The organism is Acetobacter sp. UBA5411 (genome assembly GCF_002409645.1).
Lineage (GTDB): Bacteria > Pseudomonadota > Alphaproteobacteria > Acetobacterales > Acetobacteraceae > Acetobacter.
The window spans coordinates 102840-127685 of record NZ_DHNR01000037.1; the positions used below are offsets into that span (position 1 = coordinate 102840).

At 57.8% G+C, this 24846-nt stretch carries 19 protein-coding genes; 9 read left to right on the forward strand and 10 right to left on the reverse strand.

Annotated features, from left to right (window positions below):
* Positions 1-16 precede the first annotated feature (16 nt).
* Together B3759_RS13155 and B3759_RS13160 are read left to right on the forward strand one after the other, a co-directional pair.
* Entirely contained in the window at positions 17-1972 is a 1956-nt protein-coding gene (locus B3759_RS13155) for an acyltransferase family protein (protein ID WP_291366439.1), read from the forward strand.
* Between the two features lie 41 nt (positions 1973-2013).
* Positions 2014-2892, forward strand: a complete 879-nt coding sequence (locus B3759_RS13160; protein WP_291366441.1) for an SDR family oxidoreductase — start codon at positions 2014-2016, stop codon at positions 2890-2892.
* Positions 2893-3047: 155 nt separating this feature from the next.
* Here the strand turns inward: B3759_RS13160 and B3759_RS13165 are convergent, their stop codons facing one another.
* On the reverse strand, positions 3048-3323 hold the full coding sequence (locus tag B3759_RS13165) for a hypothetical protein (RefSeq protein WP_291366443.1): 276 nt from the start codon (positions 3321-3323) through the stop codon (positions 3048-3050).
* A 436-nt stretch (positions 3324-3759) separates the two neighbouring features.
* Between B3759_RS13165 and B3759_RS13170 the strand changes: the two genes are divergently transcribed.
* Complete coding sequence (locus tag B3759_RS13170; protein ID WP_291366445.1) at positions 3760-4110, forward strand: RidA family protein; 351 nt, start codon at positions 3760-3762, stop codon at positions 4108-4110.
* A gap of 56 nt (positions 4111-4166) precedes the next feature.
* Here B3759_RS13170 and B3759_RS13175 read toward each other — a convergent pair whose 3' ends face one another.
* Together B3759_RS13175 and B3759_RS13180 are read right to left on the reverse strand one after the other, a co-directional pair.
* Positions 4167-5150, reverse strand: coding sequence for an MDR family oxidoreductase (locus B3759_RS13175; protein ID WP_291366447.1), 984 nt, complete (start codon positions 5148-5150; stop codon positions 4167-4169).
* Positions 5151-5305: 155 nt separating this feature from the next.
* Positions 5306-5740: a CHRD domain-containing protein gene (locus B3759_RS13180; protein WP_291366449.1), complete on the reverse strand. Its 435-nt coding sequence runs from the start codon at positions 5738-5740 to the stop codon at positions 5306-5308.
* Between the two features lie 143 nt (positions 5741-5883).
* Here B3759_RS13180 and B3759_RS13185 point away from each other — a divergent pair, with 143 nt between their 5' ends.
* On the forward strand, positions 5884-6123 hold the full coding sequence (locus B3759_RS13185) for a hypothetical protein (protein WP_291366451.1): 240 nt from the start codon (positions 5884-5886) through the stop codon (positions 6121-6123).
* A gap of 15 nt (positions 6124-6138) precedes the next feature.
* Here B3759_RS13185 and B3759_RS13190 read toward each other — a convergent pair whose 3' ends face one another.
* The 7 genes from B3759_RS13190 to B3759_RS13220 all read right to left on the reverse strand — a co-directional run bounded on the left by B3759_RS13190 (position 6139) and on the right by B3759_RS13220 (position 16042).
* The gene (locus B3759_RS13190; RefSeq protein ID WP_291366452.1) at positions 6139-6729 is read right to left on the reverse strand and encodes a histidine phosphatase family protein; all 591 of its coding nucleotides are present in this window, start codon (positions 6727-6729) and stop codon (positions 6139-6141) included.
* Between the two features lie 19 nt (positions 6730-6748).
* The gene (locus tag B3759_RS13195) at positions 6749-7681 is read right to left on the reverse strand and encodes a ribose-phosphate pyrophosphokinase (RefSeq protein WP_291366454.1); all 933 of its coding nucleotides are present in this window, start codon (positions 7679-7681) and stop codon (positions 6749-6751) included.
* Positions 7682-7814: 133 nt separating this feature from the next.
* Positions 7815-10526 carry an AAA family ATPase gene (locus B3759_RS13200; RefSeq protein WP_291366456.1) on the reverse strand — a complete coding sequence of 904 codons (2712 nt, stop codon included), beginning with the start codon at positions 10524-10526 and terminating at the stop codon, positions 7815-7817.
* The gene (locus B3759_RS13205; protein WP_291366458.1) at positions 10523-11659 is read right to left on the reverse strand and encodes a metallophosphoesterase family protein; all 1137 of its coding nucleotides are present in this window, start codon (positions 11657-11659) and stop codon (positions 10523-10525) included. Before B3759_RS13205 ends, B3759_RS13200 begins: the two co-directional genes overlap by 4 nt.
* Before the next feature lie 286 nt (positions 11660-11945).
* Positions 11946-14192 (reverse strand): peptidase domain-containing ABC transporter, encoded by a 2247-nt coding sequence (locus B3759_RS13210; protein ID WP_291366460.1) that lies wholly within the window; start codon positions 14190-14192, stop codon positions 11946-11948.
* Positions 14189-15508, reverse strand: coding sequence for an HlyD family secretion protein (locus B3759_RS13215; protein ID WP_291366462.1), 1320 nt, complete (start codon positions 15506-15508; stop codon positions 14189-14191). The genes B3759_RS13210 and B3759_RS13215 overlap by 4 nt, the downstream gene beginning before the upstream one ends.
* 135 nt (positions 15509-15643) lie before the next feature.
* On the reverse strand, positions 15644-16042 hold the full coding sequence (locus tag B3759_RS13220; protein ID WP_291366464.1) for a hypothetical protein: 399 nt from the start codon (positions 16040-16042) through the stop codon (positions 15644-15646).
* Between the two features lie 400 nt (positions 16043-16442).
* Between B3759_RS13220 and B3759_RS13225 the strand changes: the two genes are divergently transcribed.
* From B3759_RS13225 to B3759_RS13245, 5 genes are all read left to right on the forward strand, one after another.
* Positions 16443-18179 (forward strand): Hint domain-containing protein, encoded by a 1737-nt coding sequence (locus B3759_RS13225; protein WP_291366466.1) that lies wholly within the window; start codon positions 16443-16445, stop codon positions 18177-18179.
* A 421-nt stretch (positions 18180-18600) separates the two neighbouring features.
* On the forward strand, positions 18601-20814 hold the full coding sequence (locus tag B3759_RS13230; RefSeq protein WP_291366468.1) for a BTAD domain-containing putative transcriptional regulator: 2214 nt from the start codon (positions 18601-18603) through the stop codon (positions 20812-20814).
* Between the two features lie 66 nt (positions 20815-20880).
* Positions 20881-21396, forward strand: a complete 516-nt coding sequence (locus B3759_RS13235) for a DUF3576 domain-containing protein (RefSeq protein WP_408736493.1) — start codon at positions 20881-20883, stop codon at positions 21394-21396.
* Positions 21397-21516: 120 nt separating this feature from the next.
* Positions 21517-24144, forward strand: coding sequence for a leucine--tRNA ligase (gene leuS, locus B3759_RS13240; protein WP_291366470.1), 2628 nt, complete (start codon positions 21517-21519; stop codon positions 24142-24144).
* Positions 24144-24842, forward strand: coding sequence for an LPS assembly lipoprotein LptE (locus B3759_RS13245; protein WP_291366495.1), 699 nt, complete (start codon positions 24144-24146; stop codon positions 24840-24842). The genes leuS and B3759_RS13245 overlap by 1 nt, the downstream gene beginning before the upstream one ends.
* Positions 24843-24846 lie beyond the last annotated feature (4 nt).

The following is a 24846-nucleotide window of genomic DNA, read 5'->3' on the forward strand; positions in this document are numbered from 1 at the left end:
GGCTAGTAACCTCTGAATGAGTGTCGGTTCGCCATCAGAGAACAAAATCAATCCACTCCCCTATCGCGGGGATATCGATGGCCTGCGTGCTTTCGCGGTCATCGCGGTGGTGGTGTACCATGTCTTTCCCCGCTGGCTGCCCGGTGGCTTCTGCGGTGTGGACGTATTTTTCGTTATCTCCGGATTTCTGATCACACGTCAGATCAGTCGTCGTGAAATCAGTTTTGTTTCATTCTATACCCGACGTGTACGTCGTCTCGCTCCCGCACTTCTCTGCGTGCTGCTGGCTACAGTCGGTGCCGGACTGTTGTTTTTGCTACCCAATGAAATCAGTGCGCTCGGCATGGCCTGTTTTGCTGGCGCGACCTTTCTGTCCAATGTTTTTTCATGGCAGACACAAGGGTATTTCGACCGTGCGGCCAGTCTCCAGCCTTTGCTGCATCTCTGGTCCCTCGGTGTTGAAGAACAGTTCTATCTCTTCTGGCCTGCCCTTATTGCCTTCTCTCGCAGCAAAGCATTTTCTCTGGCCAAAGTGACTCTTGTCACGGGACTGGTCTCTTTCTCTATAGGGCTGGCCTGCGCGTTTTTCGCTCCAGCGGCAGATTTCTATCTGCCATTTTCCCGTATATGGGAGTTCATGGCGGGAGCGGGTCTCGTTCTCGGAGGACGAGGGCTCGAAAGACTATCTCCCCGCTGGCGTACGGCATTGAGCGGGGCAGGATTATTCTGTCTTGTGGTTGCCGTATTCCAGATCAGGCAGGACTGGTTTTTCCCCTCTCCTACTGCATTTTTTCCAGTATTAGGGGCTGCTCTGCTGATCGCGGCAGGTCCTGAAACATGGCTGGCGCGCTATATACTGGCCTCCACTCCGGCAAGATGGCTGGGGTCCATCAGCTATCCGCTCTATCTCTGGCATTGGCCACTCATCGCGTATGAGCATCTTGTTCATGGCGTCAGTCACACACACAGAAGTACGGGATATGCGATCATCACGCTATCCCTGATACTTGCTGCCCTGACCACACGTTTCGTCGAGTCACCTCTAAGGTGGAAAACACCCGAACGACGCACTTTTTTCGGTCTTCTTTCCGCATTGACGGTCACTGCCGCATTGGGACTGACCCTGCGGGCATGGCCCGGACACAGCACGGCACTGGGCAGCGATACGCCCGGAATCAATCTTGAAAAAATTAACCTTGCTGAACAGGACGGTATTTTTCCGATTACACCGCATATGCATGTCGAGCATATACAGGGGCTAACGGTCGGCATCATCGGCTCCGATCCTGCAAACGCCATCCTGTTCACAGGCGACAGCCTTTTGTTCCAGTGGGGACCGCGTGTGGATGCCCTGTTTTCGCAAGATCGCCTGAAACAGACGGTCATTTTCATATCAGGACCGAGTTGCGCTCCTCTGCCTGTCGAAAAGCCGGCAAAAGGTTTTACCTATTGCAATGCGATGTCTGAGGTTCAGGATCGCATTCTGGCGAAGTGGTCCGTGCATACAATAGTCATGGGCGCACTCTGGGAACGGGTTTTCGAGCCGCCGCAAGAGTGGCCTGCTAAAAAAACCAAGGCGGAAGAAAGACTAAGAACCCTGTCGGCACATGGAAAACGCAAGATCGTTTTCATCATGCCAACTCCCATCAACAGCCATTTCGATCCTACCCATATGGTGACACGACATTTTACGCATTTGAGTCTGGACAAGGACGCCTTGCAGCATGGTATTCCTGTTGCTTCCATGAAGGCTGAACACGCGGCAATGACAGCTTTTCTGATGGGCATCGCTCAGGATACCGGCAGTTCTACACTGGATCTGACACAGGTGATCTGTGGATCAGCCGAAACCTGTTTTCCGTTGATGAATGATGGCACACCGAAATTTGCAGACCAGATGCATCTGCGGCCGGATTTCACACAGACTCTCACATCCCGACTGGATGACATTCTGATAGCGCCTGCGCCGTAACACCCGCCGCGACACAGACATCAACACTGACTGGATATAAAATGCAGATTTCAGCTTCTGAAGTGACAATCGCCGTTATCGGGGCGAGTGGCCGGTCAGGATCAGTCCTGTGTCACAGCCTTCTCAGTGAAGGCTATAAAGTAATTGCTGTTGTCAGGAACAGGAAGAATCTTTCTCCAGAGCTCGACCGGAACTGTTCAGCCGTCAGGGAAGCGGAGCTTACAGACCCCGATCGTCTTTCCGAGGCCCTGAAGGATGCCAATATTGTCGTCAATACCGCGCATGCACGCTATCTTCCCGCTATCCTTGCCGCCACGTCTGTTCCTGTTGTGGCATTGGGCAGTACCAGAAAGTTCACACGCTGGCCGGATGCTCACGGCAACGGTGTCCTAGCTGGGGAGCGCGCTCTCAGGGAAGATGGAAGATCCTCCCTGCTTTTGCACCCGACGATGATTTACGGTGCGCAGGGTGAAAACAATGTCCAGCGTCTGGCTGCTCTTTTAAAGAAACTTCCTATCGTTCCCTTACCTGACGGGGGACGTTTTCTCGTGCAACCCATTGAGCAAGGAGACGTCACGCGCAGCGTTATCGCCGCCATTCCTCTGATAGTGTCAGGCGCGATCAAAGAACTGGAAACTCTGGTTATTGCTGGTCCCGAAGCCGTCACATACAGACAATTTGTCAGTATGATCGCCCAGTTTTCTCAATCGAGAAAATTACGCATCATTTCCGTTCCGGACTGGTGCATCAGAATAGCGGCATATGTGCTGCGCAAACTTCCTGGTGTTCCCCGGATTGAAGACGCTGAAATCCGTCGACTGACTGAAAACAAAGACTTCGATATTACACCCATGAAGGAGAAACTTGGTGTAACGCCGATATCTCTTCAGGAAGGACTGTCCCGCGTATTCCGGAAATAATCCTTACGGATGAAAAAGCCTTCCGAAGCCGGCACACTATCCGGATAGTGCGTACAAGCCGATCATCCTCAGTTCAGATGAAAATGACTGGTCACCTTACATAAAAAACGGGACGGCTATGAAAGCCGTCCCGCCAAACAACAGATCAGCAGGGATTAGTTGCTGCTGCTGTTGTTGTCATCACGGTGTTCTTCACCGTGCTTACCGTCGTGCTTGTGATGCTTGCCTTCATGCTTGTGATGGCCTTCACCACCATTCTGGTCACCAGAGTTGTTGTCATCATGACGGTCGTCGTGACGATCATCATGGCGGTCATCGTGACGCTCGTCACCGTTCTGGTGATTGTATCCACCCTGATCATTGTTCTCAGCGTGAGCGATCAGCGGCGTGCTGAGGGTCAGAGCAGCAGCAATAAGTAGAAGCTTTTTCATGTTCGTCTCCTGTGCGAATGACGATATCAAGTAATCCTCATTCGGGTTAAGAGGATGGCAAACATGTAACGGAAAGAAACGTCATGATACAAAGATCAAAAGAAGCGCCTGATTACCTCAGAAAAATACGCGCCTAGGTTTTTCCTGCATGGCAGCATTGTTCAGAAATTATGCATCATGTCACCATTACATGCCAGTTTTAGACATAAAATATTAAACAAATTTTCCGGCATTTTCTGTTCAAATATAAAACCTTTATTCTAGGCCATAAAGCCAACACCAAAAGAAAAATTTTACGTTCAATATATTATTTAGTGAAAAATAACCTCAAACTATTCAAATAAAATTTTTTCTTTTTTAGAAAATTTTGCACTATTCACGACAGCAAAACTCATCATAAGCTCGATAAACAAAACACTCAGCAAAAGGACATTTCATGACCATCAAGCGCCTCGCACCGGAAGAACGTCTTAGTGGAGCTTCCGTCTGCGGAAATATGGTCTATCTCGCCGGACAGGTTGCCGATGATGCAACCCTCGACGCCGAAGGACAGACCGCCGATATTCTGCGTCAGATCGACGCACTTCTGGCTGAGGCGGGCACCAGCAAGAGCAACCTTCTGTCCGTGCAGATCTTCCTTGCCGACATCAATGATATGGCGGCCATGAACCGCGCATGGGACGCCTGGCTGGATCGTGACAATAAACCTGCCCGCGCCACGGTCGAAGCAAAGCTGGCGGACCCGAGCTGGAAAGTGGAAATAACAGGAATCGCCATTATCGGCTGATATACAAACGCGATTTCCTTAAACATCTTCAGGCGGGGACTGGTCTCACTAACACCCTACCCCGCGACGTTAATCAGGATCCGCCCTCGTGTTTTGCCATCCATCAACGCATGTGCCGCCTCGATGGCCTGCGAGAGCGGATATTCACTGACCACATCCTCCAGACGCGTCACATCGATCAAACCGGCAAGCCGATCCCATGCCCTGATCCGCTGTTCACGGGGACAGAGCGCACTGTCGATTCCGAGCAGGCTCACCCCACGCAGGATAAAGGGCGCAACGGTCAAAGGCAGATCCATGCTGCCGGCAAGACCGCACGCGGCTACGGCACCGCGCTGACGGATGGCGGCGCAGACCGACGCCAGCACCTGTCCGCCAACGACATCAATCGCACCGGCCCATTCGGCTTTTTCCAGAGGACGCGTCTTCTGTGTAAACAGGTCACGCCCGATTACACGACTGGCGCCAAGACTTTCGAGATAGTCTTTTTCCGCCATGCGTCCCGTGACAGCGACCGTCGCATAGCCCAGTTCAGAGAGCAGCATCACGGCGATACTGCCCACACCACCGGACGCACCCGTCACCAGCACCGGTCCGTCGGCGGGCCTAACATCGGCCTTTTCCAGCGCCATGACACAAAGCATGGCCGTATAGCCTGCTGTGCCAAGAATCATGGCCTGTCGGGTGGAGAACGCAGTCGGAAGCGCTATCAGCCATTCAGCGTTGACCTGCGCCAGACCGGCGAGGCCGCCCCAGTGTTTTTCGCCCACTCCCCAGCCGTTGAGCAGCACCTTGTCGCCGGGTTGAAAATCGGATGACCGGGATTCAACGACCGTGCCGGAAAAATCCACGCCCGGCACCATCGGCCAGCTTTTCACAATCGGTCCCTTGCCGGTGATGGCGAGGGCGTCCTTGTAGTTCAGAGTGGACCACTCGACTATTACCAGCACGTCACCCGCAGGCAATTGGTCCTGAGCAACCTGCCGAAAAGACGCGGTTTGTTGTCCGTCGTTTTTTTCAATGATGACAGCATCAAACATGACACGAGTCCCCGCTGTCCTGCCGGACTGATTGTTTGGTGAAAATCCCGCACACAGATGGGCCAGCATAACCGCGCTGTCTGCTGGCCTCCTCCAGTTCAAGTGAGACTCATCCCTGCAAGCCGGCTTTCATGATTATAGCCGGCGAAGAATGCTCAGTTTTTGACCAGTTGCGCTCTTGCTTCGCCGTTGGGGTGCTCGGCAGTGTGTAGATTCACATAAATTTTCCCGGCCTCAAGTTCCTCAATCTGTTTGGCGTCGAGTTTGACCTTGCCTTTCAGCGGGCTGGTGTAAGGGCCGTCTATAGGAGCGACCACACCGGCATCCTGATCAAAGTTGGCCGGACCGTGGAAATGGGCAGCGTTTACAGCGCCGGACAGGCCGGACCACTGGATGCTGTAGGTCAGTTCGTGCGACTTGGCATCAAGCGTTGCGTCGATCATGCCTGCGGGATGGGAGGTCGCTCCATGCTCACCCGAGAAGTTTCCCATGAACATTTCGTCCTTCTCCGCAGCTGACGCCATGGAAGCAGTAGCGACAAAGACAGCAGAGGCCAGAAAGGCGCTCCTGATCATTCTTTTGAAAGTCATCTGGCAAAATCTCCGGTTCATGATCCGATTAGGACACAGAGCGTAACGCCGGAGAATAGGCTCTGTTTGATGGCGCCCGTAAATTTACCGTGCGCTAACACTCCCGTCGTACGGTCAGAGCGATTTATTGAAGGACATACGCCATGACGAGTTCAGCGTCCCTGAGCGGCACCGGCTACGCCCTGCTGGCTCTCCAGCATCGTGGCCGCACTTCCGCAGCGCCTGCCAAAGTCGCCGACACCAACATCAATGCAACCGGCCAGCGGTCCCATGGCGGTGGCCTTTCGATCGGCCTGGACTCCACGGGCAACGTGCTCACAAAAAGCAGCGCGGGCAAGGATGGAAAGACCGTAAAATCCGCAGCGGTCGATCTGTTCGGCTGAACAGACCGGCGCTTCTTAAGCGAACTGCTTCAGAGTCCAAGGAGTTGCCGCGACCTCCGGCGGTTCAGCCACAACCGGAATAGCGTTCGGAAGCCGGACATTCGCAGGAAGATGCATGGCTGAACGCAAGGCGCGGAACAGCGCGCCGTGAGCCACAATCAGCACGGTGCCCTGCCCGGTCAGAGCCCTGTTCAGGGCGGCGACGGCGCGGTCACGCAGAAACGCGAAGGGCTCAGCGCCGGGAGGGGTGTAAAGCCCCTCGACCCAGTCATCATACCACTCGCCCATCGGGCACCCTTCCTGCTCACCGAAGCAGACCTCTTCCAGTCCCACATCCATGGTGAGCACCGGACGAACGCCATAGCGTTCCTTCAGCGCATCAGCCGCAACCTCCGCCGTGCGCAGGGCGCGGGCCAACGGGGAGGAAACAATCCGGCTGATTCTCAGATCACCCAGCGCCTCCTGCGCCAGCAGACCACCGGCCTTGCGCGCCTGCTCCAGCCCGGTCTCATTGAGCGGAATATCGGTCCGGCCCTGTGACAGACCCTGCTTGTTCCAGTCGGTCTCGCCATGACGGAGATACCAGTAACGTGTCGGGGTAATCACAAGGCGATCCTCTGCTTTCTCAGTCAAACAGCGACGAGACAGAACTCTCGTCGGACACGGCGCGCATGGCGCGTGCAAGCAGTTCGGCTGTCGTGATCTGACGGATGTTGTGAGCTGCCTTGACAGCGTCTGTCGCCTTGATGCTGTCGGTCAGCGTGAGCATCTCGATCGGAGAAGCGCCAATCCGTTCGACCGCCTTTCCAGTCAGCACACCGTGCGTGACGTAAGCGCCAACGGACGCCGCGCCATTGTCGATGATGGCCTGCGCCGCGTTGCAGAGCGAGCCGCCGCTATCCACGATATCATCAACCAGCAGACAGTGACGGCCTTTCACGTCACCGATGACATTCATGACTTCGGACACACCGGCGCGCTCGCGGCGCTTGTCGATGATGGCGAGATCCGTGTTCAGACGCTGCGCCAACTGACGCGCACGCACCACGCCGCCAACATCCGGCGAGACGATCATCAGATCGCGGTCGCCGTAACGCTCCTTGATGTCGCGCACGAACAGCGGCGCGGCATAAAGATTGTCCACCGGCACGTCGAAGAAGCCCTGAATCTGCATGGCGTGCAGGTCCATGGTCAGCACACGGTCAGCGCCGGCCTCGACCAGCAGGTTCGCCACCAGCTTGGCGCTGATTGGCGTGCGAGGGCCGGATTTACGGTCCTGACGGGCGTAACCGAAATACGGCATGACCGCCGTGATCCGACGGGCCGATCCGCGCCGCAGCGCGTCCAGCATGATCAGCAATTCCATGAGGTTGTCATTCGTCGGCATGCAGGTGCTCTGCACAACGAACACGTCCTCACCACGCACATTCTCGAAAATCTCGACAAAGACTTCCATGTCGGCGAAGCGACGCACGGAGGCGTTGCAAAGCGACATATTGAGTTCAGCCGCTACAGCTTCGGCGAGCGGTAGGTTGCTGTTACAAGCGACGATCTTCATCTGCCGATTTTCCTGTGAAACTGCACCACACGACCCGCAACCCGGGTATTGCCGGGCCTTCTAGCAACGCAGGGGCCTCCTGTCATCCGACCAACGGACAGAATGAGGCCATTTCGCATCAGGTGTGTCCTGATCACACAGGCACCTGCGCCGCCACATCATCCGCCACAAGGCGCAGCGGTCGTGCGGACAACTCCTCAAACTGCTCGGCCCGACAGGTCATGATGATGATCTGCATCCGGCTTGCGGCGTCTGTCAGAATATCGAACAGCGTCCGCATCCGCAGCGCATCGGAGAAGCACAGCGCATCATCGAGAATCAGCATGGCGGGACGACCCTGCGCATGCAGGATGTCCGCAAAACCCAGCCGGACCAGCACGGCAATCTGTTCCCGAGTCCCATCGGAGAGTCTCTCGATATCCTCCTCCGCACGTCCGCGGCTCAGCCCGGACACAGTGAAATCGGTTTGCAGATGGGCCGTCGCACGAGGGAACAGCATCTCGATCGCGGGCTGAAGCGCACGGGTCAGCGGCGCGAGATAACGCTCCGTCGTCTCCCGCTCCGCCTCCATGAGCGTTTCCTTGAGCAACCTGAGAACGGCGACTTCCTGCTCACAGGACACGCGTTCCATCCGGTGCCGCTCAATGTCGCGTTTGCAGGCGGCGATCACCTCATCCAGACCGCTTCCTTCTGCCGCCTGAATCCGGACCTCGCGTGTCACCACATCCTGTTGCAGGCGCGCGAGACGATCCCGCCGTCCCGCAATCTGGGCATCCAGACGGCTGATGGCTGCATCGACAAGAGCTTCCGGCTCGGAGGGACGCTCCTCGTTCAGACGTTCCAACGCCCGTTCCGCCGTATTCAGCGTCTCTCCCGCCTTCTCAAAACGTTCGTTCAGCACTGCATCCGGCTCACTGGCCTGCGCCGCGTCTTCCTCGCCCTGAAGATTATCCTGCCGATCCCTGAGCACGCGACAGTCCGACCGGCGCTCTTCCAGAAGTTTCCGCGCCACGTCCTGTTCGGCGAGCGGATCACGCAGCGCCTCCCGCGTCCGGACAATATCCTGTTCCACGTCGTGCAAAACCTGTCGGGCTGCTGCAAGACCAGTTCTGGCTGCCTCCATGGACGCGGGAAGTGCAGTGACTTCGTCGCCCTGCGCTTCTTTCCATTGCGCCAGTCCGGCTTCCGCCTCGGCGATCCGCTGACGCAGCATCGCCATGGCGCGCTCAGGCGTGTCTGCCTGAAACGCCTTCATGGCTGCTTTCAGCCCTTCTTCCGCCGCCTTGCACGCTGCTTCGGCCTGACGACGACGCTCCATATCCGCATGGGCCGCCGCCATATCCGCGCAGCCGACCACGTCCAGCGCCACCCGGAACGCCTGACGCGCCCGGTCAATCGCGTCCTGCATGACGGCGCGATCACGGATGGCCGGAACAATGCGGAATGTGCCGACGCCTTCGATCGTCAGTTCAGCCGGATCGACCAGCTTGAGTCGTTCTGTCTCGACCGCCTGTCCATTGAGCCGCACCCGCTCCGCAGCGCCGGGCTCCAGAGTGACTTCCAGACCGGTCGCCTGAGCGCCCAGCGCGGTTTCGGCCTCAAACACCGCCTTGTCTGCGACCTGAATGGCCCGAAGACGTTTTTCATCCACCCGAAAGGCAGTGAACGCGGCGCGGGTTTTTTCGACCTGCTCAATCAGGCTTTCGAGATGATGCTGTTGGCGGATCGCCTCATCCCGCTGCTCCTGCTGCTGAAGATGGGCGAGCGCCTGCGTGGCACGGTTGACGGCCCTACCCGCCTCGGTGCGGCGCTCATCGAGCTTGCCAAGGGCGTCACTCCGCTCTGCAAGTGCAGCCTCGGCCCGTTGCAGGCGTGCCTCCGCCTGACGATATTCCTCCTCCGCCTCAAGAGCCTTTTGCCGGGCGTCGGCCAGACGCTGCCGTCGTTCTGCCCGAAGCGTGCGCTCATCCCGCAGACGGTTCCAGTCACGCTGCGCCGTTTCGATGGCCGCCTTCGCCTCGGCTTCGCGTTTTCCGAAGCGCAGCAGGTCGCTTTTCCGGGTTCTAGCCTGCTCGAGTTCGTCCTGTTCCCGCTGCTGACGTGCCGGGTCCTGCTCCCGCCGCATCTGCTGACGTGCATGATCCAGTTCTCTCAGATCCTGCTCAAGAGCGCTCTGTCGGCTTTCCAAAGTCGCCAGAGTGGCTGTGGCCGTTTCTTCGCCTGCCGCTGCGTCGGCATAACGGCCCTGCTTTTTATTGTGGCCGTTGACCAGTTTGCCCAGATCCTCCTGCACCCGTTTCAGAATACGGGCCGCGTCCGCGCCGCCGGTGATCTCCGCAAAATCGGCGTTCAGGCAGGACTGCACACTCTGGCGGGCCGTGTCGCACAGGTCTGGCTGGGTAAAACTCTGTCCCTGCTCCACCCACAAGGCGGGAAGCAGCCCGTCCGTCTCGTTCTTTTTCGCAGCGCTCAGTCCGAGAAGCGTCTGCACCTCCGCGTCGGCGTCATCACCTTCTTTCAGTCCGCTTGGACCAGTCAGACGGGTAAAGCTCTTTCTCAGAAACTGTTTTTCAAAACGGTAGGTCTGACCGTTCAGTGTAAACTCCGCCAGAATACGCGGCGCGCCACCGCTATACGGCTCGAAAGATCGCGTGGTTTTTGTGGAAGAGCCCGGCTTGTAGAGAAACAGCGCCCGTAGCGCCGCCAGCATGGTCGATTTGCCGGATTCATTCGAAGCCGCCAGCAGATTCAGCCCTGCGCCGAGTCCATCGAGACGGTGAACACCGGTAAAACGACGGAAGTTTTCGACTTCCAGAGCCGTGAAGATCAGTCCGTTCGTGCTCATGCGCTTCGCTCACTCCGCCAGAGAACCGCCAGCCGTTGCAGGGCCGCCATAGCGTGCTGCTGTTCAGGTCCCGGCGTTACGCTCAGCGCCTGCAGGCGGGCGGCAGCCCGACTGACGACACCGGCCTCGCCAAAAGTGGACAGATCCGCTTCGGACGCCACCAGTTCAGGACGCTTGCCAAGACGCAGCAGACAGAGCGCCGCTTCGACGCCAGTCAGGATTTTCTCGTCGAAAAGCGTCATGTCCTCCAGTGTCAGATGGCCTTCCGCATCCAGCCAGACCAGCAGGGAACTGAGATTTTGCGGATCGAGCGACCGCAGCCGATTTTCCAATGCCTCGATTTCTTCGCGTGACGTGAGGGTAGCCTGCACCCGCTTCCACGAGAACCGTCCCACGCGATGCGGTGTGATGGTCGGCACGGCGTTCGGTCCGTCGATCGCAACGACCAGCGCGGAGCCGCCGCCGTCACCACCTTTATCGAACCCGTCGATTTCTGGCGTGCCGGAATAGGCGCATCGCTCGCTGATCTTGTTGAAGCCGTGCCAGTCGCCCAGAGCGAGATAGGCCAGCCCCGCCTTCGCCGCACGATCAAGCGCAATCAGGTTAGGCTGTTCACCGGACTGACTGCCGAATTCACGAACGGAACCATGCGCCATGCCGATCCGCATGACCCCTTCCGGCGTTTCAGCCTCATCCATCCAGAGGGTCGGGTCATTCAGAGTATGGCGGCGGTTCAGCACGGAGGGCAGCAGCCAGACAGAGCCGTCCTGCGTCATCGCAACGGGATTTGGCTCCAGATGCAGACGGATATTTTCGGGAGGAGCGGAACGTCGAACCCGGTCCCACACGCCATTCGGCTGAAGGAAATCGTGGTTGCCGGGGATCAGGTGCCAGCGCAGGTCAGGAAACTGACGCATGCGTTCGAGAGGCTGACGCAGGGTGCGGTCAGAAGGTGTTTCGTAATCGTAGATGTCTCCCGCCACGAGAACATCCGCAGCACCATGCGCGCGCGCCAGTTCGCCAAGCCGGTTGATGACCTCAAGCCGTTCGGCCTGAAGGACGCGAAGCACCTCGTCACTTGCGAAATTGAACGTCTTTCCGATCTGCCAGTCCGAGCTGTGCACAAACCGCATAACGTCGTCTTTCCTTCCGTTGCCTGCTCTCAATACCAGCGAAAGCCGGTTTTGGCGCGTGCGTTATGCGAAAGGGTGATCATGGGACAGGGGTGATGCCGTCGCATTTTCTTGAAGGATTACAATAAAAGTTCCTTGGATGTCGTGTTTTTAAAACACCGCCGTTCCCTGAAACTTTTTGGAATTTACTGGCTTTTTATGCTTGCAGACAAGCTGGGATCAAACGGACAGTGTCCGTTTTGGGACATGGGACATAGTCTCGTAAGTCACCCCGTTATTTTCCCTTTTACTGCGGTTTTGCAGGCCAGCCACCGCCATATCCGAATGAGCCACCATAGGACGGTGGAGGAGCAGGTGCTGCCTGCTGCGGTGCGGGTTGCTGTGCCTGTGGTGCAGGCTGCTGGACCGGCTGCACCTGCGGAGCCTTACGGAGCACAAGGACACCGCCGGGTTCAAAGGAGTAGATATAATCAGCATGCGCGATGGTCGCGGGCCGGTGGGCCACCATCACGCGCGTGACGTTCATCGCCCTCAGGGATTGCGCCACAATGGATTCCGTATGTTCGTCAAGATGACTGGTAGCTTCATCAAGGAACAGGATTTGCGGACGCTTGTAGAGCGCACGTGCGAGAATGACACGCTGCTTCTGACCACCTGACAGAGCGCCGCCCATATCACCCACCAGAGTCTCGAAACCCATCGGCATGCGCTTGATGTCTTCAAGAATGGCGGCCTTGGCGGCGCAGTCGGTAATCAGATTCTGATCCGGGTCATCCGCAAAACCGCTGATATTGTCAGCAATAGAACCCGAGAAGAGACCGTCATCCTGCAACACGCCGGCGATACGCTCGCGATAGGTTTCCATCGACAGCACCGCCGTATCCACACCATCAATGTAGATATTGCCTTCATCCAAGGCATGCAGCCCCATCATGGCCTTGAGCAGCGTCGTCTTACCACAGCCGGATGGACCAACAATGGCGACGCTGGAGCCTGATGGAATATCGAGATCAAGCCCACGGAAAATCCATGGCTCCTGCGCCGCATAACGCACCGATACCCCGCGACAGGAAAGCGCCGCGGCTCCATCATAATGCGTGCCGGGAATAGTTTCAGACATGGGCTCGGGTTCGGTCATGACGATATCAGCCAGACGGTCAGTCTGGATGTTCAGCATGCGCAGCTTGAAGCCGGTATTCACCAGAGAACCGACGCGGCTTGCGAACTGGTCCTTGTAGGACAGGAAGGCGACCAGCATACCGACGGACATGGAACCATCCATGACCTGATAGGCTCCCAGCACCATCATGATCAGACGGTCAGCGCCAAAAATGAAATCGCCAAGCCGGCCATAGATCAAATCAAAACGCTGAAGACGCAGTTTGATGTTGATGCTGTCGATAACGATATTCAGCCATGTCGCGCGACGCCGCTCGCGGAGGCCGAGCAGCTTGACGCTGGCCATGCCACGCAGGGTCTCGATGAAGTGACTCTGCTGCTTGGCGTTGACGACAATCTGTTCTTCAGACGCTTCGCGATAAGTGCTGTACGTCACCAGACGCAGCAGGATATCGAGCGCCAACGCGACACAGGCGACAAGTCCCAGCCAGCCGCCATAGACGAACAGCATGATCCCCATGCCGACACCCATGATGCCGTCCATGACGGTCTGCACCATGTCGGTCGTCATGGTCTGCTGGATGGTGCCCAGCGATCCGAAGCGCGACAGCACGTCACCGACATGACGCTTGCTGAAATAATCAAGCGGCAGGCGGGTCAGATGATCGAACAGGCTGGTGTTCCATTCCAGACCAACCCGGGTGCTGAACAGGGTCACAGCCCATGTACGGACGGAGCCGATGAACATCTGCAACAGAAGCAGAAGCGCCAGTCCGAAAGTAATGGTTTTCAGCAGGTCATGATCGGCAGTGACAATCACCTCGTCGATCACCACCTGAGACACCATCGGCGAGATCAGCGCGATGACTTCCAGCCCGAGGGACAGGAAGAACAGGCCCATGAGCGCGCCGCGCAGTCCCGCGACGTGACGGAACAGATCGCCCAGACGGATGGTTTCGCGCTCATCCTTCTTCTCGAAGGACTCGTTGGGAGTGGCTTCCAGCGCGACACCCGTGAACTCGCGGGAAACCTCTTCCATGCTGATGGTGCGGTTTCCAACGGCGGGATCATTGATGGTGATCCTGTCGCCCTTGACCTCCGTGAGCACCACAAAGTGGTTCATGCCCCAGTGCAGGATGCAGGGCTTCTTGAGGTTGACGAGATCGTCGAGATCGAGCCTGACAGCGCGGGTCGAGAAACCCATATGATCGGCAATCTGGACGAGGCTGCGAAGCGTCACGCCCTGAATGGAAACCGAGTAGCGCCGGCGCAGGGTCGCCAGATCAATCTTATGGCCGTAATGGGCCATGATCATGGCCAGACAGGCGATACCGCATTCCGCAGCCTCGACCTGAAGGATGACCGGTGTTTTCTTGCCGAACCCGAATTGAAGGGCGTTGAAAGCCTCGCTCATTTATCGACGAGCCCCCCACTGATGGCAATGATGCTGTCACGCATGCTGATCACAGGATCGAATATCCACTGATAGAGACGCCGTGAATCGATGGCGATATCCGCCTCGACTTCCATTCCGGCTTCCAGCGGCTTTTTCTCGCCATAAGCCATGATGTAGGGGAGATCCGGCTTGACCCGGATACGGTAGAGGTCTCCGCCACTGGACCCACCGCAGCCGTCTTTCTTGTCCTGACCGCCGGACGCGGACTGCTGCTGTCCCTTGCCCGGTTGGGATTCCGTAATAGGGGCTCTGGTAATTTCCACAACACGTCCGCGCGCCAGACCAAAACGCTGATAGGGGAAAGCGGCGTAATGCATCAGCACGGGCTCACCTTCTCGCAAAAAGCCTATGGAAGCGCTGCTGACATACAGTTCCGCATCCAGAGAACGCCCCGTCGGCAGAAGCGTGACGAGGGGCGTTCCCGCAGAGACCTGCTGACCAAGATTACCGCGTACAGCTGAAAGAATACCATCATCCGGCGCTTCGATGATGATGGTGCGGTGGCTTTCACTTTCATCAATCTGCTTGTCGATATCGGAAATCTGACGGTCCAGATCATTGATGTCATGTGCCGTCTGCCGATCGTAGCGCATCAGCTTTGACGTATTGTCTGAAATCTTGCCTTCAGTATCTGTATAGGTCTGCATGAACTGTGCATGACTGCTGAGCAGTTGCGCGTAAGTATAGAGCTGACTCTGGAACTGTGTTTCGGTCACAAGATGAGCGCTCTGCGCGTTTTTCATGCGGTTCACGGCCGCTTCCACCACAGGCAGCACTTTGGCGTCATTGGAAAGCTGCAGACCGGTCAGATTGTGCTGCTGCTGCAGATTACGGATCTGATTGATCAGGGCCTGCTTTTCTACAGGCGCGTCCGCAATGCGGATTTCCTTCTGTCGCTCAAACAGCTCACGCTGTCTACGCAACTGTACAAGCACCTGCTCCTGTGTCGGGCCCGTCGTTGAACGGGCCTCCAGATCGATAGTAAAAAGCTTCTGTCCCTTTTTGACATGCTGGCCTTCTTCCGCCAGTCGGCCGCTGATGATGCCTGCCGCGCTGGCGTCAACAGTAATCAGTCCGGTAGGGGGGAGCATATAGCCTGTGGCGTGTACGCGGCGTGTATAGATGCCGAAATATACATAAAGAACGGCCAGAACTACCAGCGCCAGTGTAACCCATGAAATAACGCGGATCGAGAGCGACTGCGTCGCCTGCACCTGCCCCAGCCACGCCTGTCGGCGAGCGTCAAGCGCTTCCTGACGGTAGAGAGAAGACATACAGAGAGAAGACCTTAAGGTGCAGACGGGACGGTCTTACAGCCTGACATCAAAACAATAAAGAAAAACAAAAAAAGAAATTATGTACAAAAAATATGGGGAAGTCGGAAACTTCCCCATGCCACAGTCCAGTTATCAGCCCAGATTGCCGCTGCCGCCGCCATTTGAAGGCGGGAATGTGATTGTGGTCATCGCCGTAATGCAACCCCAGCAGTTCGTGGTCACTGCACCGCGAATCGCTGACTGGACGCTATTCAACAGGCCTGTAGCCTGCGCCACCGTCATGCTTTGTCCCTGCGTGTAACCCAGCTTCGTATCAGCGTAGACATTGCAAATTGCTGACTGAATGGTCGAGCAGCTGGCTCCGTTGAAGATATCGGCCTGGACGTTGTACTCTCCAGCCAGATAACCGGCATAGGCCGCGATAACTGAAGCGCTCGGACCGCAGACAACCGGCTGATAACCACACGGATTATAATTCCAGCAGCAGCCGCCGGAAACTTCCGTCATTTCTGTCGTTGTAAGTTCACGCATTTCTATTCGATCTCCGTAATGATGAAACCGACCACGACCGGGCTGCGCCCGACTTTTTCGGCCGTTTCTGGAGCGATGCAAGGCCACGTCGCCCATCACGCTGGCTATCTGTTAATGTTTTTTCAACACTTCTTCCAGCGAATAAATCATCAACAAAACCATTAATACGCCCTACTACAGCACCACAACGAACAGAATAACCCCTTAAACCATCAGCATATTAACGAAATTTTTCCAATCCTCACCCCGCCCTCCGAAACACCAGCAATAAATTGTCAGATAAATGTTTGAACTTTACAAACATTTACGTTTTATTTTGTTGACAGATTTTATGTCGTGTCGTTAATCAAAAACAAACACCCGGGCTTGCCGGACACACGATCAGGAGTGATCAGACATTATGGTTACACAAGCGACATCAACACAGTACGCCGCCTACACCGCAGGCACCGGCACAGAGAGCGATCCCTATGTTCTCGCCTCCAATTCCGGCACCATCACACTTGAATCCGGCAAATATTACGTTCTTGAAAACGGTGCGTCGATCGGTACCGCCGTCATCAATGAATATAATGCTTCCGGATCCACAGGCGGCATCAATGTCAACGGTGGCCATCTGACCATCGACTCCGATGGCAAGGGCACCAGTGTCGCTGGCAAGATCGACATGAGCGGTCAGGGTTCATCTCTTGTTCTGAACAACGACACGGGCAAGTGGTCCTACGAAGCCAACCTCGCAGGCGAAGACATCTCGGCTGGCGGTGATCAGTATTACACCTATCCCGCCCTTCAGAATGCGACGATCACGAACTTCGGTTCTGGCGCATCAATGTGCACGAACGACATTCCTGGCGGATTTGGAACATCCATCGGTATCGCAGGAAGTTACACTGACAGCTCCACCCTGATTCTGAAGCACAGCACTTCGATCGTCGTAAATCCCAGCGACTCCAACCCCCATGCCAACAATGCCTCCGGCTATTATGGCGTGTCTGTTACGGGTGTCGGCGGCTCTTTCGCCCATCCGACATCGACCACGTATTACTATCCGCAGAACGGTGGTAACTGCATTGAAGGCTGCTTCCTGCCGGGAACACACATTCTGACCCGTGATGGCGAGAAGCTGGTCGAGACGCTGGTCGAGGGTGACGAGATTGCCGTCATCGAGAACGGTCAGACAGTTTTCCGTCCGCTCGCATGGCTTGGCCGTTCGCACGCTGATGTCGCCGCTCTCGGCTTTGACGTCGATGCGTATCCGGTTCGCATCCGCAAGGACGCATTCGGTGAAGGCGCTCCGCACCGTGACCTGCTTGTCACCTCCGAACATTGCATCCACATCGACGGCAAGTTCGTGCCCGTCCGCATGCTGGTCAACGACGCTTCGATCCTGATCGACCGTTCCATCACCGCCTTTGATTTCTATCATATCGAGCTTGAGCAGCATGGTGTGATCGTTTCCGAAGGACTGGAAACGGAAAGCTACCTCGACACAGGCAACCGTGGCACCTTCGAAAACTCCGCGATCCGCGCACTGCGTCCTCACTTCGCTGGCGGTTTTGTCATCAATGGCGGCAAGAGCTGGCAGCGTGACGCAGGCGCTCCGCTGGTGACGGATCAGGCAACAGTCGAGCCGATCTGGAAAGCCGTTGCAGCCCGCGCCGAGACGCTTGGTCTGTCCGTTGCAGACAATGCAGCAGAAACGACCAACGATCCGGATATCCGCCTCGTAGCCGAGGATGGTCGTGAAATTCGCGCCGTTCGTCACACCGGAAACACATACAGCTTCATGGTGCCGTCAACGGTCTCCGATGTCCGTATCGTCTCCCGCACGTCACGTCCGTCCGAGATGGTCGGTCCTTTCTGCGATGACCGTCGTGACCTCGGTGTGGTCGTGGGTGAAGTTGTTGTCACGAATGGACGTGATCGCTCCGTTCTGACCGATCACCTCAGCGACGCCGACATCAGCGGCTGGCAGGCTTACGAAGGTGGCGTTGGTCGCTGGACATCCGGCAATGCGCTGCTGTCGCTCGGCAACGCCGGAGAGGGCCTCTTTGCCCGCATGGTGGAAGTCGAGGTTCTGGTGGCTGGCCCTTACCGCGTTGGGGATGCAGCACAGGCCGCTGTTCAGGTTGCCTGATCTGAAATTTTCGACAGACGTGCCTCTGGTTGAAAGACCAGAGGTGAAAAGGGAGGCATTGCCTCCCTTTTTTTATTGATTGATACTCTCAAGAAAGAGACACTCGGTGACAAACCTGATAGTCTCCACGATCTGAGTTTTGCTTCCGGAACGTCCCAAAAGGAATTTTCGTTATCAGGGACAAATGGAAACCGCACATCATCTATCGCTGACAACGGCACTATTTGGTCCACTGAAAGGATCGCAACCAAAATAAAGCCTCTTTTGCAGTCCAGTAATCGGTTCCCGAGCAACATTCAGACATAGTCCTACGTGCCCCGTTCATTTCCGCGAAACTGTTTCGCTTCACACTTACCCATTATCGGAGGCGCGTGTCCGAACCGGAAAAGAAGGTCGGCGACACAGGAGGAAACAGGGACACATGGGTCTGTTCGGCACCATTAAACCCGGACTGAGGAAATCTCAGGCGGCCATTCTGCATCTTGATCTGCTGGGGTCCATGGCTGTTCAGATGCTTGACGGAACAGTCCTGACCCCTACAGGTGCCAAGACACGCGGCCTGCTTGCCATCCTCGCCCTGTCAGATCGTCGGCCCGTCACACGGAAAACCCTTGCGCATCTGCTCTGGAGCCGCCGTTCAGATGAACAGGCACGCGCATCCCTCCGGCAGGAAATCCACCGGCTGTCGGAAGCGCTCAGTCCGCTCGGCACGGATATTCTGGATATCCAGCGCCACGCCCTGACGCTGAAACCCGTTCTCACCACAGTTGATGCGGAACGCTATCTGAATGCCTCCCCCTCCGGCATCCTGAAGCTTCCCGAAACCGATTCCACTCTTCTGACCGATCTCGAAGCTGTCGATCCGGCGCTCGATGAATGGCTGACACAACAGCGCAATCGCCTGAACCATCATCTGATAACAGTGCTGGAACAGGCCCAGGCATCCCTTCCCGATCCGGAACAGCGTATTGCCGCTGCAAACAGACTGCTCCGTCTTGATCGCCTGAATGAGAATGCCTGGAAAACCCTCATGCGCGAGTTGGTCAGGACTGCTGACATCAGCGCAGCCCTTCTGGCGGCAGAGCAATGTCTTGGGACCTTCCGCGACTCTCTGGCGAATGAACCGTCCGCCGCGACCAAATTACTGATTGAAGAACTGCGGGCTTCTCAGGGTGCTGGCCGACCCGGTTCCCTTTCCGACATCCAGTCGGGACGGACTGATCCCCTCACAGGCAGCTTTTCTTCCGAGAGAGGCTATCACGGCGTCACGAATGGGGCCGCCCACACTGCAGAGGGCTGGGGCATTGGCAACCAGACGATCGCCAGCGTCGGCTTCTCGCCCCTCCAGCCTGAACTTCTGACTGCTGTCACGCCAGATCTTGAGAATATTCTGGATCAGACAGCTGTCGGTCTTGCCAATCAGGGCTTCCTGTCGGTCTTCCCGCCTTTCCACACGCCTCCCCTGCGCGAGTCTTCAAAGGTCGAGACAAGAACGTCCGGCGACTATCTGGTCCAGACCAAAATACAGACCGGCCTTACGCCCGACCCCGAGGATGGCACTCTCAAGCAACAGGTCAGACTGATCGTCCGTGTGACCGACCAGCGACGGGAAGGCATGATTGTATGGGCCGAACGCTTTCCGATCACGCCGGAAAACAGTGATACCATCGCCGCTCTGCTGACGTCAGATATCGGCTGGCGAATCGCACTGGCGGAAGCGCGGAATTCAGCCAACCGTCATGCGGACGAACTGACGCCTCTGGAAGCCGGGCTGAGAGCCTTCGCCTTCATCAATCGCAAGGAACCCACCAGCTTCCTCCCTGCGGAGAAACTTCTGCACAGCGCGCTCAGGCGTGATCCTCACCATCCCTTTTTGCTGCTGACCGCCGCACTCTTCGGACTTGTGCGCTCGTATGAACAGTGGTTACCAGAAAAGATTGATCGGGAACGCACGGCAGCGATCGAGGCGGCCCGTGGACTGATCCGCATCATCCCGGAAACGCTTACCGGTCGACTGATACTGGCCCGACTTCTGCTGGACAGACCATCGGAACGCGAGGCCGGGCTGCGCCTGATTGAAGAAGTGAAGCCCTTTGCACCGTCACTGGGCATCACCATCGCCATTGAAGCCTATGCCCTGCTGATGAAGGACCGGCCGCAGGAAGCTGCCGCCAGCCTGAAGACCTTCCGCAGAAGTCATCCCACTCACCCGTTCGTCGATCTGTTCGACACGGACGTGGTGCTCATTTTCCTGCTGGGCGGCAATGCACGGGAAGCCGTGGAACGGTCCCGCATCGCAGTCAGCATGTCGCCGACCCGCATCTCCATGCTGACGCTTCATCTGGCCGGTCTTGCAGCCCTTGGAAAAGCAGAGGATGTGTCTGTTGTGAATGAACAGGCTGAGGCCCGTTCCCAGCTTCTTCGGCTGATGCCTGACTTCTCGCTTGAAACCGTGCGCACTCACTACGCCCGCCTCCCCCCACCACAGCTTTCGGCGTTTCTCACACTGCTGGAACGTGCCGGAATTCCCGCCACGCCGTCGGCCGTTGCACACCAGACGCAGCCAGCGCTTGGCGGAACCTCTTCAACGGGATATGAAAGCTCCTCAGTCGTACCCAGTTCCTCCGTGCCCTGAATACCAGAAGGTCTTGCACCGGGTGGGGGCGGCTGGCGGGTCTTGCTTCAGGAGTTGCAACACCAAATGGCCACCACGCACGTTCGTCAGTCCTTGTCGCTACCCAACCGCATCGCTCTTCTGACGCCTGCAATGGCCTTGCTGCTTGGGCTGACCTCCTGCTCAGGCGGTGACAAGGCCAGTGACCTGACCGCACCCCGCAACCAGCTTATCAAGGAAGATCGCAGCGCCACGGGTGGTGACGATCAACTGAGCGGCGGCGTGAACGCCTATCTGTGGCGTGGCGCGCTGGACACGCTGTCCTTCATGCCGATTTCCACGGCGGATGCAGTCGGAGGATTCATCCTGACGGACTGGTACACCCCTCCGGCGGCACACGGCGAACGCTTCAAGATCACAGCCTACATACTGGACAAACGTCTCCGCTCGGACGCCCTGCGGGTGAGCGTATTCCGTCAGGTTTATGACGCCGGACAGTGGACCGACGTGCCACCAGCTGCGAACACCTCCTCCGACATTACTTCCAAGATTCTCGCCCGTGCGCGCCAGCTTCGCGCCGATAACGGCAATAACGACAACTGATCCCACACAGTTGTCTGCTCCGGCCGGGTTCACCTTGAGCCCGGCTGTGTTTCTCATTGGAACGTCCCCTTCAGGACCGACCGTCTCCTGTTCTTTTCGCCATTCTGGACCGATGCCATCATGACTGCCGACGATACCCCCGCAAGCTACGATTTCCGCTCGGTGGAGACCCGTTGGCAACAGGAATGGGACAAGGAAGGTGTGTTCACTGTCCCTGACGTGCCACCAGCCGACAAGCCGAAATACTATGTGCTGGAAATGTTCCCCTACCCGTCGGGACAGCTTCACATGGGGCATGTCCGCAACTACGCGCTCGGCGATGTGGTCGCCCGCTACAAGCGTGCACGCGGCTTTTCCGTGTTGCATCCGATGGGCTGGGACGCCTTCGGCCTTCCTGCCGAGAACGCCGCCCGCGAACGTGGTGTACACCCGAAGGAATGGACGCTCGCCAATATCGCCGCGATGCGCGAGACACTGAAACGCCTCGGATTCTCCCTGAACTGGGACCGCGAGATCGCCACCTGTCTGCCGGATTATTACGGCAAGCAGCAGAAAATCTTCCTCGACTTCCTGAAAGCCGGTCTCGTTGATCGTCGTGAGTCCTGGGTCAACTGGGACCCGATCGACAACACGGTTCTGGCCAACGAGCAGGTCGTGGACGGCAAGGGCTGGCGCTCGGGTGCGCCCATCGAGAAGAAGAAGCTCTCGCAGTGGTTCCTGAAGATCACGCAGTTCGCGCCGGACCTGCTGGACAGCCTCAAGACACTGGATCGCTGGCCGGAACGCGTCCGCACCATGCAGGAACGCTGGATCGGCCGCTCCGACGGTGCGCGCCTGCGCTTCCCGCTGGCGCACCCGCCTGCCGGTTTCAATGAAGATCTGAATGCGGTCGAGGTGTTCACCACCCGTCCGGACACGCTGTTCGGCATGTCGTTCCTCGCCATCGCAGCGGATCACCCACTGGCCGCCAAAGTTGCTGAGACCAATCCGGAAGCGGCTGAGTTCATCGCGGAATGTCGCCGTATGGGCACGTCGGTGGAAGCGGTCGAGACGGCCGAAAAGCGCGGCTTTGATACGGGCCTGAAAGTCAGCCACCCGTTCCTCCCGGACGCCACCTTCCCGGTCTGGATCGCGAATTTCGTGCTGATGGATTACGGCACCGGCGCCCTGTTCGGCTGCCCCTCCGGCGACCAGCGCGATCTCGACTTCGCGCACAAATACAACCTGCCGGTCGTTCCCGTCGTCCTGCCCGCTGGCGAGACTCAGGACAGCTTCACCATCACCGACAAGGCGTGGACCGGCGACGGCACCATGATCAACTCGGGTTTCCTCGATGGCCGGACCACCGACGAAGCCCGAAAAGAAGCCATCCAGCGTCTGGAAGCCCTCGGCGTCGGAACCGGTGTGGTGAACTGGCGTCTGCGTGACTGGGGCGTGTCCCGTCAGCGTTACTGGGGCTGCCCGATTCCCATCATCCACTGCGAGACCTGTGGCGCGGTTCCCGTGCCGGACGCGCAGCTTCCGGTCGAACTGCCGGAGGACGTGACGTTCGACCGTCCTGGCAATCCACTCGACCATCATCCGACATGGAAGCACGTGGACTGCCCGAAATGCGGCAAGCCCGCGACGCGCGAGACCGATACGTTCGACACATTCGTGGACAGTTCATGGTATTTCGCCCGCTTCACAGCGCCGCACGCCGCCACGCCGACCAACAAGGCGGCGGCTGACGGCTGGCTGGCCGTGGACCAGTATATTGGCGGCATCGAGCATGCGATCCTGCATCTGCTCTACGCCCGCTTCTTCACCAAGGCGATGAAGGCCACCGGCTATCTCGACGTCTCGGAGCCGTTCTCCGGCCTGTTCACGCAGGGCATGGTGAATCACGAGAGCTACAAGGACGTGAACGGCGCGTGGCTCTATCCGGAAGAAGTCGTGCGCACCGGCACGGGGGCGACGCACCATGAAACGGGTGAGCCGGTTACCATCGGTCGCGTCGAGAAGATGTCGAAATCCAAGCGCAACACGGTCGCGCCGGTCGCCATTATCGACCGTTTCGGCGCGGACACGGCCCGCTGGTTCGTGCTGTCTGACAGCCCGCCGGAACGCGACATGGAATGGACGGAAGCCGGTGTCGCCGGGTCCGGCCGTTTCGTGCAGCGCCTGTTCCGCATTGTGAGGCAGGTGGCCGCGAACTGTCCGGTCGATGCCGCACCGTCCGCTGGCGACATGCCGGAAGCGGTCGATACGCTCCGTCGCACGACGCATCGCACCATCGCTGCTGTGACGGAAGCGCTGGAAGCCTTTACCGTAAACGTCGCTGTCGCGCGTCTGCATGAGCTGACCTCCGCCCTCGCCGACGCCGAGAAGAAGGCCGGTGAAGATGGTATGGCGTTCGCCCGTCGTGAGGCCGCCCGCACGCTCTGCCTGCTGACCGCGCCGATGATGCCGCATCTGGCGGAAGAGCTGTTCGCCACACTGGAGCCCGGCAAGGGGCTGGTGGCCCAGCAGGCATGGCCGGAAGCGAACCCCGAATTGCTGGCCGTTACCCGCGTGAAGCTGGCCGTGCAGATCATGGGCAAACTGCGCGGCACGATCGAGGCTGAGCCGGACGAGGCCGCGGACGCGGTGATCGCCCGCGCCGAAGCCGAGCCGAATGTGGCGCGGTTGCTGGAAGGCCAGAGAATCGTCAAGCGCATCCATGTGCCGAACCGCATCGTCAATTTCGTGGTGGCGAAGGCAGGATGATGACCGACCGCAGCTCTCTTTCCCGCTGGTTGCGCAGGCAGGCCGCTCCAGCCCTGCTTGTCCTTCCGCTTCTTCTGAGTGGCTGCGGTTTTCACGCGCTTTACGAAGACACGAAGCTGAGCCCCGGCATCAGCGAAAAAATGAAGCGGGTCTATATCGCCAGCATTCCCGAGCGGTTCGGACAGATGACCCGTCTGGCGTTGCAGCAGGAGTTCGCGGGCGCCGGGCCGGAAGATCCGGATGGCTATACGTTGCAAGTCAATCCAAGCGTGGAACTCGAATCCATCGACGTACATGAGGACAACACGACCGGACGGATGCGGGCCGTAGGGAGGGCGCACTGGTCTCTCTTTACGGTGGAGCAGACGCCTCGCCTGCTGGCTCAGGGCGACACCACCACGATGGACGGCATCAACAACACGTTCGAACAATATTTCGCACAGAATCTGAATACAGAGACACTTCAGGCCCGTATCGCGAAGACGCTGGCGGAAGGAGTCACGCAGCAGGTCGCTATCTGGTTCAAGACGCAGACTGCTGGGGAGACCAACAACAAACCAGCCGCGGTCTTCTACCCCAACACCGACCTGATGCCGCGCTCGGACACGGAACAGCCTGTTGATCGGGCTGGCCCGGATGGTGTGCCCGCCATGGCGACCGGACGTCTTGATCCCAATAATGACGACCCGACCAATTGATCCC

Coding starts and splice junctions, on each gene's coding strand:
- B3759_RS13220 (WP_291366464.1), bottom strand. CDS start 16,042: ATGCGTGAACTTACAACGACAGAAATGACGGAAGTTTCCGGCGGCTGC.
- B3759_RS13245 (WP_291366495.1), top strand. CDS start 24,144: ATGACCGACCGCAGCTCTCTTTCCCGCTGGTTGCGCAGGCAGGCCGCT.
- B3759_RS13230 (WP_291366468.1), top strand. CDS start 18,601: ATGGGTCTGTTCGGCACCATTAAACCCGGACTGAGGAAATCTCAGGCG.
- B3759_RS13195 (WP_291366454.1), bottom strand. CDS start 7,681: ATGAAGATCGTCGCTTGTAACAGCAACCTACCGCTCGCCGAAGCTGTA.
- leuS (WP_291366470.1), top strand. CDS start 21,517: ATGACTGCCGACGATACCCCCGCAAGCTACGATTTCCGCTCGGTGGAG.
- B3759_RS13215 (WP_291366462.1), bottom strand. CDS start 15,508: ATGTCTTCTCTCTACCGTCAGGAAGCGCTTGACGCTCGCCGACAGGCG.
- B3759_RS13160 (WP_291366441.1), top strand. CDS start 2,014: ATGCAGATTTCAGCTTCTGAAGTGACAATCGCCGTTATCGGGGCGAGT.
- B3759_RS13200 (WP_291366456.1), bottom strand. CDS start 10,526: ATGAGCACGAACGGACTGATCTTCACGGCTCTGGAAGTCGAAAACTTC.
- B3759_RS13235 (WP_408736493.1), top strand. CDS start 20,881: ATGGCCACCACGCACGTTCGTCAGTCCTTGTCGCTACCCAACCGCATC.
- B3759_RS13225 (WP_291366466.1), top strand. CDS start 16,443: ATGGTTACACAAGCGACATCAACACAGTACGCCGCCTACACCGCAGGC.
- B3759_RS13175 (WP_291366447.1), bottom strand. CDS start 5,150: ATGTTTGATGCTGTCATCATTGAAAAAAACGACGGACAACAAACCGCG.
- B3759_RS13155 (WP_291366439.1), top strand. CDS start 17: ATGAGTGTCGGTTCGCCATCAGAGAACAAAATCAATCCACTCCCCTAT.
- B3759_RS13185 (WP_291366451.1), top strand. CDS start 5,884: ATGACGAGTTCAGCGTCCCTGAGCGGCACCGGCTACGCCCTGCTGGCT.
- B3759_RS13205 (WP_291366458.1), bottom strand. CDS start 11,659: ATGCGGTTTGTGCACAGCTCGGACTGGCAGATCGGAAAGACGTTCAAT.
- B3759_RS13180 (WP_291366449.1), bottom strand. CDS start 5,740: ATGACTTTCAAAAGAATGATCAGGAGCGCCTTTCTGGCCTCTGCTGTC.
- B3759_RS13165 (WP_291366443.1), bottom strand. CDS start 3,323: ATGAAAAAGCTTCTACTTATTGCTGCTGCTCTGACCCTCAGCACGCCG.
- B3759_RS13170 (WP_291366445.1), top strand. CDS start 3,760: ATGACCATCAAGCGCCTCGCACCGGAAGAACGTCTTAGTGGAGCTTCC.
- B3759_RS13210 (WP_291366460.1), bottom strand. CDS start 14,192: ATGAGCGAGGCTTTCAACGCCCTTCAATTCGGGTTCGGCAAGAAAACA.